This is a genomic window from Comamonas sp. E6 (assembly GCF_001010305.1).
GTDB lineage: Bacteria > Pseudomonadota > Gammaproteobacteria > Burkholderiales > Burkholderiaceae_C > Comamonas > Comamonas thiooxydans.
Genome location: NZ_BBXH01000009.1, coordinates 185,435 through 198,921 on the forward strand (window position 1 = coordinate 185,435; position 13,487 = coordinate 198,921).

The window sequence follows — 13,487 nt, forward strand, 5'->3', positions numbered from 1 at the left end:
CGCATCCCTGTAGGACAAATTTGTCCGAATTTGTGACATTTGATTAATAAGTGTTTTCTTCTGTGATTTACAGAAACTCTATGCAAGCCATGCGCTAATCCGCAACCCCTTGCATGCGCGGATGACGCGCAAATGCCAAGCCCAGCAGGGTAGCCAACAGCATGACAAAGCAGGCAAACAGGCTCACGGCCAGCTTGATGCTCCAGTGGTCGGCAATCCAGCCCACTGCCATCATGGGCAACATGGAGCCAAGCAAACCGATGGTCTGATAGGTAGACAACATGCCTGCCCGGTTTTCGGGCCTGGCAAGACGGCCCACCATGGTCATGCCGGCCAGCATGCACATGCCATGCCCCAGTGCTGTCAAGCCCACGCCCAAGATGAACAGCAGCGTTGATTGCAGTTGCAGATTCAGCAACAGCATGCCGTTGCTGAGCACCAGCAGCGCCATGCCGGCAAAGCCGCAGCGGTGCAGCGGCAGGCTGGCAGCCACCAGCTGAATGCCTGCAGAGACGAGCAAGATCACCGCAATGGCCGTACCGCTGACCATAGGGCCGCTCCAGGGAATCATCTGCTGCAGAAACAGCGGTGCCATGGAGGCATACAGCCCGAATACACCGAACGCCACGAACGGATAGCCACAGGTCAGTGCAAAGGCCAGGGAATCCTCGCGCACAGGCCATGTCAGCCGCGGCAGACAGTCCCGCCAGTGCAGACGTTCGGAGGCCTGTCCCAGCTGGCCCGCATCCCGCTGCACCGACTCCGGCAGCTTGAGCGTGACAACGCCTGCCACACCGATGCAGCCCAGCAACAGCGGCACCAGATAGGCCGTCGTCAAGGGCTGAGGCAGCCACTGCCCCGCCACGCCACCGATCAAGGGCCCCAGACCAAAGCCCAGCACATTGAGAAAGCTGGCCACCATGGCCACGCGCTGCGGCTGCAGACCGGTGCTTGCGCTGGCAGCCAGCAGTGTCAGGCCCGTGGTGGCGCTGATGGTGATGAGGCTTGATGACACCCCCACCATGAAACGCCCGACGATCAGGCTGGGCAGATTCCAGGCCAGCATGGAGATCAAAGTGCCTGCCAGCGTCAGGCACAGAAAACACAGCATCACGCGCTGAAAGCCGATGCGGTCGGGCAGACGCCCCAGAAACAGCAGGGCGCACAGGCCACCGCACATATAGAGCACATAGATCAGCGAGATATCGCTGGGCCGCAACTGCCAGGCTTGCTGATAGAGCGCATAAAGCGGGCTGATCAGCGCCGCCCCCAGCACTCCCACCACCAGGCCGAAGCCCACCCACCAGACCGAGGCCTGTGCCGTTGTGGCACCGGCCTGCCATGTATTGCTTTGCGACATTTGCTGCCTCTTGATCGGGCCGGGCCTGCGACAGGGACAGAGCGGACAGGTGTTCATCCTGCCGCGCCGTCAAAGCGGGCCAGCCACTTGCTTGTGATGAGAACATTGTCTGCAGAGTCGCATCGGCACGCATAGGCCAAACAAAGGATACATGTCTCAAACTATTTGCTGTCAAACACAGGAAGCTATGCTTTTTGACGACCAAAACCAGTACGTCAACGGTTCAAACCCCCGTCGCTATACTTTGCGCCCTAATGACAGCAGGATTTCCCGGCATGTGCCTGAATGCTTTTTTGCGCCCCTTGGTCTGTTTGAGTCTGCTTGGCCTTGCCGCCTGCGGCAGCAATCCCCCCAGCCCCGCTGCGACTCCTGAGACCCTCTCGACCACCACATCAGCCCCTCCGATCAAGATCGGCCTGGCGCTGGGCGGCGGTGCGGCCAAGGGCTTTGCCCATATCGGCGTCATCAAGATGCTCGAGGCCAATGGCCTCACGCCCTCGTTCGTGGCAGGCACCAGCGCCGGCAGCGTGGTGGGTGCGCTCTATGCAAGCGGCATGAACGCCTTTGAGCTGCAGGAAAAAGCCGTGGCGCTGGACGAAGCCAAGATCCGCGACCTGCAGCTGTCCGCCGGCGGCCTGGTGCTGGGCCAGAAGCTTGAGGACTATGTGAATGAACAAGTCCGCCGCAAACCACTGGAGCAGATGGCCAAGCCTTTTGTTGCGGTTTCCACGCGCCTGGAAGACGGTGAACGCACCGTGTTCGCACGTGGCAATGTAGGCCAGGCCGTGCGCGCCTCCAGCAGCGTGCCCGGCGTGTTCCAGCCCGTCACCATCGGCAAGCACCACTATGTGGACGGCGGCATTGTCAGCCCCGTGCCGGTGGATGCCGTGCGCAATCTGGGGGCCGACATCGTGATCGCCGTGGACATCTCCAACAAGGCCAGCGGCAAGACCCCCGCCAATATGCTGGGAGCGCTCAATCAGTCGATTGCCATCATGGGTCAGAAGCTGGGCCAGGCCGAGCTGGCGCGTGCCGACATCATCATTCGTCCGAAGGTGCTGGACATCGGCCCGGCCGACTTCGCGCAGCGCAGCCATGCGATTGTGGAAGGCGAGAAGGCCGCCACTGCACTGATGCCGCAGATTCGCGAACGCATCGCCCAGCTGCGCGCCGAACGCACCAAAGCCACTCAAATAGCACAGCAGAAAGCCGCCGAAGCGAGCTATCAGGACTGCCTGAAACAGCGCTCCAGCCTTCAAAAGCTGTCCGGCATGGTGGGTATGAGCGGCAACTGCGAAAAGCCCTGAGCTGAACCTGCTCCATGAAAAAGGCCCGCTGACGCGGGCCTTTTTGCAGCGCTGCGAGGCTCAGAACGCCTCTTCCTCCATCCCTGCACAGGTCATGTCGCGCGCCTTGACCACCTGCAGCCAGGCGCCGATACGCGGCAGCTCGTAATGGAAGAAGTAGCGCTGCGCGGCCATGCTGCCGCGGTGGGCGGCAATTGCCAGATCCTTGTCCATGGCCAGCACGGCCAGCGCCACATCCAGCCAGATCCAGGCCAGCACCAGATGACCGAAGGCCTGCATATAGGGCACGGCATTGGCCAGTGCCTCCTGCGGATTGCCCGTGGCCCAGGCCGCCTTGGTGGTTGATCCAACATCGGCCAGCGCACGCGCCAGCTGGTTGGCATAGGTGCCCAGCTTCTCATGCTGCATGGCACGCTGGATGGTGGCATTGATGCGTGCAGCTAGCAGTTGCAGCCCCTTGCCGCCATCCATGACAACCTTGCGGCCCAGCAGGTCCATGGCCTGTATGCCGTGCGTGCCCTCGTGAATCATGTTCAGACGGTTGTCGCGCCAGTACTGCTCGACCGCGAAATCGCGCGTATAGCCATAGCCGCCATGGATCTGGATGGCCAGCGAATTGGCCTCCAGGCAGAACTCGCTGGGCCAGCTCTTGGCCACCGGCGTCAGCACCTCCAGCAACAGTCTGGCTTCTGCTGCCTGCTGTGCTTCGCCCGTGTACTGCTCGTCCACCAATCTGGCGCACAGCAGGTTCAAGGCCAGCGCACCTTCGCAATAGGCCTTCTGCGCCAGCAGCATGCGTTTGACGTCGGCATGCTCGATGATGCGCGACTGCGGCTTGCTCGCATCCTTGCCGCCCTCGCCTATGGGCCTGCCCTGTGGGCGGCTTTGCGCATATTCGAGACTGGCGTGATAACCGGCCATGCCCAGCATGGAGGCCGCCATGCCGATGGAAATGCGCGCCTCGTTCATCATGTGGAACATGCATTTGAGGCCCTCGCCGGGCTTGCCGACCAGATAGCCGATCGCACCCGCGCCGCGGCCGTCCAGGCCGCCACCATGCTGACCGCGCACAGGGTATTTGCCCTCGCCGAAATTGAGCAAGGTATTGGTCGTGCCCCGCCAGCCCAGCTTGTGATTGAGGCCTGCCAGGGCCACATCGTTGCGCTCGCCGGTCAGCCGGCCTTCGGCATCGACCAGCTTTTTGGGCACGATGAACAGCGAAATGCCCTTCACGCCGGCAATGGTCTTGCCATCGGCACCGGGAATCTTGGCCAGCACCAGATGCACGATGTTCTCGGTCATTTCGTGGTCGCCCGAGCTGATCCACATCTTGTTGCCCTTGAGCCGATAGCGCGGCCCCAGCGCGTCACTCTCATGCTCGATGCCATCGGGTTCCGCGCGCGTGGCGATGTCCGACAGCGACGAGCCCGCCTGCGGCTCGGACAAGGCCATGGTGCCGGCCCAGCGACCATTGAACTCATTGGCGGCAAAGACTTTTTTCTGCCGCTCGCTGCCATGGGCCATGATGGCGTTGGCATTGCCCGAGGTCAGCATGTTCGAGCCGATGCTGATCGAGGCCGCCGCGAAAAAGCAGTTGGCCGCCGCCTCCACGGTATAGGGCAGCTGCATGCCGCCCATCTCGTAGTCCTGGGCCGCGCTGAGCATGCCCGATTCGGCATAGGCCTCGCGGGCTTCGTAGGTGCATTGAGGCAGGATGACCTTCTCGCCATCGAACTGCGGCTCCTGCAAGTCCACCGTGCGGTTGAAGGGCGCATATTTCTCGCGCGCGATGCGCTCGCAGGTATCCATCACCGCATCGAAAGTATCACGCGAATGATCGGCAAAGCGGGGACGGCTGGTCAGGCCTTCGGCCTGCAGCCAGTCGTAGAGCAGAAAGTCAATGGTGGAACGCAGGCGCATAGATTACCTATCAAAGCAGGCTTTATCGCTTATGGGTAAAGCGCTTGAAGCTATCAATTTCATATATCCAGAGGAGAAAAAAGCCGCCTCCAGCCCCTACCCCAAGGTGGCCAGAAGGCGGCTTGGCTGAAGCCGTGCTTACAGCACTTCAAACACGCCCGCTGCGCCCATACCGCCACCAATGCACATGGTCACGCAGACGCGCTTGGCACCACGGCGCTTGCCTTCGATCAGTGCATGGCCCGTCAGGCGCTGGCCCGAGACGCCATAGGGGTGGCCCACGGCAATCGCACCGCCGTTGACGTTGAGGCGGTCGGCCGGAATACCCAGCTTGTCGCGGCAGTAGATGACCTGCACGGCAAAGGCTTCGTTGAGCTCCCAGAGGTCGATGTCATTGATCGACAGACCCAGCTTCTTGAGTACCTTGGGAATGGCATAGATGGGGCCGATGCCCATTTCGTCGGGCTCGCAGCCAGCCACGGCAAAGCCCAGGAAGCGACCCAGGGGCTGCAGACCCTTGCGCGATGCATAGGCTTCGCTGACTATGGCGCAGGCACCGGCGCCGTCGGAGAACTGGCTGGCATTGCCGGCTGTGACTACGCCGCCAGGCAGCGCACTGCGCAGGCCGCTAATGCCTTCCTTGGTCGTTCCCTCACGAATGCCCTCATCCTTGCTGACGGTCACCTCCTTGGTGATCAGGCCGCGCACCTTGTCGGCCACGCCCATGACGGTTTTCATGGGGGCGATCTCGGCTTCGAACAGACCGGCCGCCTGTGCCGCAGCCGCTTTCTGCTGGCTGGAGGCGCCGTACTCATCCTGGGCATCGCGGCTGATGTTGTAGCGCTTGGCCACCTGCTCGGCAGTCTGCAGCATATTCCAGTAGATCTCGGGCTTCATGGCCGTCAGCTCGGGATCGAAGGCCATATGCGGATTCAGGTGGGGCTGCACGCAGGAGATGCTCTCCAGGCCGCCCGCCACCAGCACATCGTTCTCGCCCGCGATGATGCGCTGGGAGGCCAGCGCGATCGCCTGCAGTCCCGAGGAACAGAAGCGGTTGATGGTCAGCCCCGATGTCGTGACCGGCAGGCCTGCACGGATGGCAATCAGACGAGCGACGTTACCGCCTGTCGTGCCTTCGGGCAGGGACATGCCCATGATCACGTCCTCGACCTCGGCGCCCTCAATGCCTGCGCGCTCCACGGCCGCCTTGACGGCGTGGGCGCCCATGGTGGGGCCGTAAGTCATGTTGAAAGCGCCCTTCCAGCTCTTGGCCAGCGGAGTGCGCGCGGTAGAAACAATCACTGCGGATGTCATGTTCTGTCCTTTGATTCTGGGTGTTTCGTGGCAAATCGTCCGCGCCTAGCTGAACTGCTTGCCTTCGGCGGCCAGCTTGGCCAGCAGCGGTGCGGGCTGCCAGAACTTGGCATCGTCGTTGGGGTTCTGGGCAAAGCGGCCCATGGCCTGAACCACGTTGAACAGGCCGACCTCGCCCGCATAGTGCATGGGACCGCCGCGCCACAGCGGAAAGCCATAACCGGTCAGATACACCATGTCGATATCGCCGGACTTGCTGGCAATACCGTCTTCCAGAATCTGAGCGCCTTCGTTGACCAGCGCATAGACCAGGCGCTGCACGATTTCCTCGTCGGAGATCTTGCGCGGCGTGATACCCAGGCTCTTGCGATGCTCGTCGAGCATCTTGGCCACCACCTCCGAAGGAATGGCATCGCGCTTGCCGGGCACATAGTCATACCAGCCTGCACCGGTCTTCTGGCCGAAGCGACCCAGCTCGCACAGACGGTCCGCACTGGCGCTGTACTTCATATCGGGCTTCTCGACATAGCGACGCTTGCGGATGGCCCAGCCGATATCGTTACCCGCCAGATCACCCATGCGGAACGGGCCCATGGCAAAGCCGAACTTCTCGATGGCCTTGTCCACCTGCTGTGGCGATGCACCTTCGTCCAGCAGGAAGCCGGCCTGGCGGGAGTACTGCTCGATCATGCGATTGCCGATGAAGCCGTCGCAGACGCCGGAGACCACGGCCGTCTTCTTGATCTTCTTGCCCACCTTCATCACCGTGGCCAGCACATCCTTGGCCGTGGCCTTGCCGCGCACCACTTCCAGCAGCTTCATCACATTGGCGGGACTGAAGAAATGCATGCCCACCACGTCCTGCGGACGCTTGGTGAAGGCGGCGATCTTGTCCACATCCAGGGTCGAAGTGTTGGACGCCAGAATCGCGCCAGGCTTGGCCACTTCATCGAGCTGCTTGAAGACCTGCTCCTTCACGCCCAGCTCCTCGAACACGGCCTCGATGATGAGGTCGGCATTCTTCAGATCGCCATAGTTGAGCGTGGTGCTGAGCAACGCCATGCGCTGCTCGTACTTCTGCTCGGAGAGCTTGCCCTTTTTGACCTGGGCCTCGTAGTTCTTGCGGATGGTCGCCACGCCGCGATCCAGGGCTTCCTGCTTGGTCTCTAGAATCGTGACGGGAATGCCCGCATTGAGGAAGTTCATGGAAATGCCGCCGCCCATGGTGCCGGCACCGATCACACCCACGGTCCGGATCTCGCGCACCGGTGTATCGCCAGGCACGTCGGGGATCTTGGAGGCGGCACGCTCGGCCATGAACAGATGACGCAGCGAACGCGACTCGGGCGTCATCATCAGTTGCATGAAGGCTTCGCGCTCGGCCACCATGCCATCGTCGAATTTCTTGGTCGTGGCATTCTTGACGGCTTCCAGGCAGCGCAGGGGAGCTGGGAAGTTCTTGGACATGCCCTGCACCATGGTGGCGGCGAACTCGAAATAGGCCTCGCCCTGGGGATGCTTGCAGGACAGATCGCGCACACGCGGCAGCGGGCGGACATCGGCGACCTCCAGCGCCAAGGCCTTGGCCTCGGCCAGCAGCGTCTCGGCCGAAGCAGACATCTTGCTGAACAGCTTCTGGCCAGGCAGCATGGCCAGCATTTCGCTCATCACGGTCTCGCCGCTGACAATCATATTGAGTGCGGCTTCCACACCCAGTACGCGCGGCAGGCGCTGGGTGCCGCCGGCGCCTGGCAGAAGGCCCAGCTTGACCTCGGGCAGCGCCACGGCCGTGCCGGGAGCCGCAATGCGGTAATGGCAGCCCAGCGCCAGCTCCAGCCCGCCCCCCATGCAGACGCTGTGGATCGCGGCGATCACAGGCTTGGTCGACAGGTCCAGTTGCTGGATGACCGAAATCAGATGCGGCTCGCGGTAGGCATCTTCCTTGCCGAACTCGGTGATATCGGCTCCGCCCGAGAAGGCCTTGCCGGCGCCAGTAATGACGATGGCCTTGACGGCGTCATCCGCCAGAGCCTGGCGCAAACCCTCAACCACACCTCGTCTGGTGGCCAGACCCAGGCCGTTGACCGGCGGGTTGTTCAAGGTAATGACGGCGATGGCTCCGTCCACTTTGTATTCAGCAGTCATGCTGTTGTCCCCTGTTCAATAAATAGAAAAGAACGGTCGTGCGTTTTTTATTTTCCGAATTTTGCTGCGTTGCGCAACTGATGCTTGTCCTGAGCGAGACAGCTCACAGAATGAGCGCACCTCATGTCAGAGACAGCAAGCAAGGGCCTGGGCGGCCCCACCGCCCCGCGGCAAGGATGTCGTCCCCCTCCCGCAAAGCGAGAGAGGGGGAAGCGGCAAAGCCGCTCAAGGGGTGTGTCAGCTCAAACCTCCAGCCACTCCTTGCGAACCTTTTCGTTCGCTCTGAGGGTTTCGGGAGTTCCGTCAAAAACAATATGCCCGTGGCCCATGACCAGCGCCCGGTCCGAGATATTCATGGCGATGGTCAGCTTTTGCTCGATCAGCAGCACGGACACGCCACGATCCTTGATCTTCTTGAGGTATTCACCCACCAGCTCCACGATCTTGGGTGCCAGCCCTTCCGTGGGTTCGTCGATGATGATGAGATCCGGGTCACCCATCAGCGTGCGGCAGAGCGTGAGCATCTGCTGCTCGCCGCCCGACATCACGCCGGCCTCGGTGTGCTGACGTTCCTTGAGGCGGGGAAACATGGCATACATGTCGTCAAAACCCCAGCGACTGCCTTTGCCCTTGCCTTTCTGGCCCAGCATCAGGTTCTGATGCACGGTCAAATTGGGGAAGACATCGCGGCTTTCGGGCACATAGCCGATACCCAGGTGGGCCACCTCGTAGGCTTTCTTGCCATGCAGGTTCTTGCCTTTCCAGTCCAGTGCCCCCTCCCAGTGCACCAGTCCCATGATGGCCTTGGCTGTGGTGGAGCGGCCCGAGCCGTTGCGCCCCAGCAAGGCCACGATCTCGCCGGCATGGACCTCGAAGTCCACGCCATGCAGCACATGGCTTTTGCCGTAGTAGGCATGCAAATCGTTGATCTTCAGCATCTCAATGCGCTCCTGCTTGTTGGTCTGCGACGGAAGATCCCAGATATGCTTCTTGCACTCTGGCGTTGGCACGCACGGCTTCGGGCGTGTCATAGGCGATGACCTCGCCATAGACCACCACGGCAATCTTGTCCGCCAGCCCGAAGACCACGCCCATGTCGTGCTCCACGGTCAGCAGCGTCTTGCCTTCGGTGACTTTCTTGATCAGCTGTATGAAATGTGCGGTTTCGCTGTTGCTCATGCCTGCCGTGGGTTCGTCCAGCAAGATGACGCTGGCACCGCCGCCGATGGTGATACCGATCTCCAGAGCGCGCTGCTCGGCATAGGTCAGGTTCACCGCGAGCGTGTCGCGCTTGCGGTGCAGGCCGATCATCTCCATCAGCTCGTTGGCACGTTCGTTGGCGTCGTGCAAATTGGAGAGAAAACGCCAGAAGCTGTAGCGGTAGCCCAGGCTCCAGAGCACGCTGCAGCGCAGGTTTTCAAACACCGAAAGCTTGGGAAAGATATTCGTGATCTGAAAGCTGCGCGACAGCCCCATGCGATTGATCTCGAAAGGCTTTTTGCCGTCAATGCGCTGGCCGTGCAGCAGCACCTCGCCACTGCTGGGCTCGAAGCGGCCGCTGATCAGATTGAACAACGTGCTCTTGCCCGCACCGTTGGGGCCGATGATGGCGACGCGCTCGCCCGCATTGACCGCCAGATTGGCGCCGCGAATGATTTCTGTCTTGCCGAAGCTTTTGCGCAGATCGCGCAGCTCCAGCGCATGAGCAGACTGCTGCACAGCTTGCGCAGCCGGTTGATGGATGGCGATGCTGGACATGGTTCAGCCCTCCCCTTTCTTGATGCTTTCTTCGATCGCTTCCTGTATGCGGCCCCAGCGACGGGCCGTCAGTCGGCGCACGCCCTCCAGCAGGCCCAGGCCCACCACGAACACCACAATTGCCACTGTCCAGGTGGCAGCAGCACTGGTGTCCAGCTCGGTTCCCATGAACGGCACCTTGGGCCCCAGAGCCGCATTGAGCTGCATGTGATAGATCATCTCGATCAGCGAGGCGGCACCGATCACCGTCACGATGCCCGCCGCCAGAATGCCCAGATAGGGCATCAGCAGGCGCTTGAAATGCCCGAACTTGGCCACACGCAGATTCATCATGATCAAGCTGGCCACACCGCCAGGGGCATACATGACCATGAGCAGGAACACCAGGCCCAGATACAGCAGCCAGGCCTTGGTCAGCTCAGACAGCAGCACCGATGCCAGCACCAGCAGCACGGCACCGATGATGGGGCCGAAGAAGAAGGTGGCACCGCCCAGGAAGGTGAACAGCAGATAGCCTCCCGAGCGCACCACGCTGACGCTATCCATGGCCGTGATGATCTCGAAATTGATGGCCGTCAACCCGCCACCAATGCCGGCAAAAAAGCCTGCAATGATGAAAGCGAAGTAGCGCACGCGCTGGGTGTTGTAGCCCACGAACTCGACACGCTCGGGGTTGTCGCGCACGGCGTTCAGCATGCGTCCCAGCGGCGTGCCAGTGAAGGCAAACATGGCAGCCGTGCAGACAAAGCAATACACGGCAATCAGGTAGTACACCTGCAGGCCCGAGCCGAAATCCAGCCCGAAGAACTTGCTGTAGACCCGGTCCGTGGTGATGCCGCCCTCGCCGCCGAAGAACTCGGGAAACATCAGCGCCATGGATGCCACCAGCTCACCTAGACCCATGGTGATCATGGCAAAGGTGGTGCCGGATTTCTTGGTCGTCACATAGCCGAAAAGCGCAGCGAAGAACATGCCCGCCAGGCCACCCACAACGGGAATCAGCACCAGCGGAATTGCCATCTCGCCTGCAGCAGCCTTGTTCATGGCATGAATGGCCAGAAACGACCCCAGGCCGGTATAGACCGCATGACCGAAGCTCAGCATGCCGCCCTGCCCCAGCAGGATGTTGTAGGACAGGCAGATGATGATCAGATAGCCGATCTGGCTGAGCATGGTCAGAGCCAGCGAGCTGGTGAAGATCAGCGGTGCCACGATCAGCGCCAGCGCAAACAGGCCCCAGACCAGAATTCGCCCTATGTTCAAGGGCTTGAAGCGGTAATGTCCCTGGGACCGAGCTTTGTCGGCAGCAGAAGAATTCATGGATGTTTTTGCAATCGAAGACATGGCTCAATCCCCTCTGGTACCCAGCAAGCCCTTGGGGCGGAAGATCAGAATCAGCACCAGGAACAGGTAAGGCAGGATCGGCGCGACCTGCGACAGCGTCAGCCGCAGCACGGGCCAGCCGAAGGTGGACTCATTGACCTGATGGCCCATGGAGGTAAACAGGCCGGCCAGAGACCAGTCCAGCGCCACGGCAAAGGTCTGCACCACACCGATCAGCAGCGAGGCCACGAAAGCCCCGGCCAGCGAACCCATGCCGCCGACCACCACCACCACGAAAATGATGGAGCCCACGGAGGCCGCCATGGCTGGCTCGGTCACATAGGTGTTGCCGCCGATCACGCCGGCCAGGCCGGCCAGCGCGCAGCCACCGCCAAACACCAGCATGAAGACACGCGGCACGTTGTGGCCCAGCGCCTCCACCATTTCGGGGTTCTTGAGCGCGGCCTGAATCACCAGGCCGATGCGTGTGCGCGTCAGCAGCAGCCAGACGGCCACCAGCATCAGCAGCGCCACCAGCATCACAAAGGAGCGCGACTTGGGGAACTGTGTGCCATACAAGGTAAACAGCGGCCCCTGCAGCGCCGACGGCAGCGCATAAGGCACAGTGCCCCGCCCCCATACCAGCTGCACCACCTCGAGAATCAGATAGGACAGGCCAAAAGTCACCAGCAACTCGGGCACATGGCCATATTTGTGCACGCGGCGCAGGCTGTAGCGCTCGAACAGCGCCCCCAGCACGCCCACCAGCACGGGGCAGAGAAAGAGCGCGGGCCAGAACCCGATGATGCCGCTGAGCGTGTATGCGAAGTACGCACCCAGCATGTAGAAACTGGTGTGAGCGAAATTCAGCACGCCCATCATGCTGAAGATCAGCGTCAGGCCTGAGCTGAGCATGAAGAGCAGCAGCCCGTAGCTCACACCGTTGAGCATCGATATGGTGAAAAATTCAGGCGTCATCGACTTGCCTTGTTCTCATGAGCAAAAAGACTGCTGCAGCACTGCACCTGTTATGCGTTCTTGTGGGTACGGATGCTGCAGCACGAGGGAGAGTGAGCCTGACTCAGGACGGACGCTTCATCTGGCAACTGGTGGGCGTGCTGGCCACATAGGGCTCGTAGTACTTCACGGGGGCGAAGGTGTAACCTGTGTTTTCCGCGTCATAGGGGAACTTGCCGCCAGCCTTCTGCCACTTGGAGATATACAGGCCTTGCTGCAACTGGTGGTCGCTCTTGCGCATCTCGACATCGCCGTTGAAGCTTTTCAGCTTCATGCCCTCGAGTGCCGCCGCAACCTTGACCGGGTCGGTGGAGCCTGTCTTGACAAAAGCTGCATCCAGCAAGGCGAATACATGGTAGATGGAGCTTTGCGTCAGGTCATCGTTGAACTTCTTCTTGAAGCTTTCCATGCTCGCCTGAATCGGCGCACCCATGTTGTAGTGCCCATAAGTCACGGTATAGACCTTGCCCTCGGACGCTGCGCCCATGGCGGTGGGCCCCCCAGGACCGAAGGCATAGTAGGTATAGAACTTGACATTGTTCATCCCCGCATCATTGGCAGCCTTGAGCAGCAGCGACAGATCCGCTCCCCAGTTGCCGGTGATCACCGTATCGGCCCCAGACTGCTTGATCTTGGCCACATAGGGCGCAAAGTCGCGCACCTGGGCCAGAGGAGAGAAGTCATCACCCACGATCTGCACATCGGGGCGCTTTTTCTTGAGCAGGTCCTTGGCGTATTTGGACACCTGCTGGCCATGGCCGTAGTTCTGGTTGATCAGATAGACCTTCTTGACCTCGGCATCGTCCTTCATGAATGTGGTCAATGCCTCCATCTTCATGGAGGTATCGGCATCGAGACGGAAATGCCAGTAGCTGCACTTGCTGTTGGTGAGATCGGGATCCACCGCAGCGTAGTTCAGATAGAGCAGCTCCTTGCCCTTGTTGCGATTGTTGTGCTTTTCCAGCGCATCCATGATGGCCAGCGCCGGTCCCGAGCCATTGCCCTGAGTCACATAGCGCACGCCCTGATCCATGGCCGAGCGCAGCGCGGCCGTGGTCTCCTGCGGGCTGAGCTTGTTGTCCAGCGCCACGACCTCGAACTTCACGCCCGAGGCATTTTTCTTGTTGAACTCTTCCGCCAGCAGCTGAAAAGTCTTGAGCTGATTCGTTCCCACGGCAGCCATCAGACCCGACAAGGGATCAATCCAGGCGACCTTGACGGTTTCACCCTTCTGAGCCCATGCACCACCTGCACTCACAGCCATAGCCGAGAGGGCCACCGCACGCATAACCCATTTCATACTTGTCTCCTTTCATTGTTTTTGCTAGCGACTGCCGCCAATC

At 61.0% G+C, this 13,487-nt stretch carries 10 protein-coding genes; 1 reads left to right on the forward strand and 9 read right to left on the reverse strand.

Annotated features, from left to right (window positions below):
• Positions 1 to 94: 94 nt before the first annotated feature.
• A complete protein-coding gene (locus tag CSE6_RS09125; protein ID WP_059440372.1) occupies positions 95 to 1,360 on the reverse strand; it encodes an MFS transporter in 1,266 nt (421 codons plus the stop codon).
• Positions 1,361 to 1,635: 275 nt separating this feature from the next.
• On the opposite strand from CSE6_RS09125, the gene CSE6_RS09130 reads away from it, so the two are divergent.
• Positions 1,636 to 2,667: a patatin-like phospholipase family protein gene (locus CSE6_RS09130; protein WP_034358633.1), complete on the forward strand. Its 1,032-nt coding sequence runs from the start codon at positions 1,636 to 1,638 to the stop codon at positions 2,665 to 2,667.
• A gap of 60 nt (positions 2,668 to 2,727) precedes the next feature.
• Here the strand turns inward: CSE6_RS09130 and CSE6_RS09135 are convergent, their stop codons facing one another.
• The 8 genes from CSE6_RS09135 to CSE6_RS09175 form a co-directional block, all read right to left on the reverse strand.
• Positions 2,728 to 4,587 (reverse strand): acyl-CoA dehydrogenase, encoded by a 1,860-nt coding sequence (locus CSE6_RS09135; RefSeq protein WP_045839582.1) that lies wholly within the window; start codon positions 4,585 to 4,587, stop codon positions 2,728 to 2,730.
• Positions 4,588 to 4,725: 138 nt separating this feature from the next.
• Entirely contained in the window at positions 4,726 to 5,901 is a 1,176-nt protein-coding gene (locus tag CSE6_RS09140) for an acetyl-CoA C-acyltransferase (protein WP_012838912.1), read from the reverse strand.
• A 45-nt stretch (positions 5,902 to 5,946) separates the two neighbouring features.
• Complete coding sequence (locus tag CSE6_RS09145) at positions 5,947 to 8,046, reverse strand: 3-hydroxyacyl-CoA dehydrogenase NAD-binding domain-containing protein (RefSeq protein WP_059440373.1); 2,100 nt, start codon at positions 8,044 to 8,046, stop codon at positions 5,947 to 5,949.
• 242 nt (positions 8,047 to 8,288) lie between these two features.
• Positions 8,289 to 8,984, reverse strand: a complete 696-nt coding sequence (locus CSE6_RS09155; protein ID WP_003069489.1) for an ABC transporter ATP-binding protein — start codon at positions 8,982 to 8,984, stop codon at positions 8,289 to 8,291.
• 1 nt (position 8,985) lies between these two features.
• Positions 8,986 to 9,804, reverse strand: coding sequence for an ABC transporter ATP-binding protein (locus CSE6_RS09160; RefSeq protein ID WP_034358490.1), 819 nt, complete (start codon positions 9,802 to 9,804; stop codon positions 8,986 to 8,988).
• A gap of 3 nt (positions 9,805 to 9,807) precedes the next feature.
• The gene (locus CSE6_RS09165) at positions 9,808 to 11,148 is read right to left on the reverse strand and encodes a branched-chain amino acid ABC transporter permease (protein ID WP_012838915.1); all 1,341 of its coding nucleotides are present in this window, start codon (positions 11,146 to 11,148) and stop codon (positions 9,808 to 9,810) included.
• Between the two features lie 3 nt (positions 11,149 to 11,151).
• Positions 11,152 to 12,105 carry a branched-chain amino acid ABC transporter permease gene (locus CSE6_RS09170; protein WP_012838916.1) on the reverse strand — a complete coding sequence of 318 codons (954 nt, stop codon included), beginning with the start codon at positions 12,103 to 12,105 and terminating at the stop codon, positions 11,152 to 11,154.
• Positions 12,106 to 12,208: 103 nt separating this feature from the next.
• Complete coding sequence (locus tag CSE6_RS09175) at positions 12,209 to 13,444, reverse strand: branched-chain amino acid ABC transporter substrate-binding protein (protein WP_034390755.1); 1,236 nt, start codon at positions 13,442 to 13,444, stop codon at positions 12,209 to 12,211.
• Positions 13,445 to 13,487 lie beyond the last annotated feature (43 nt).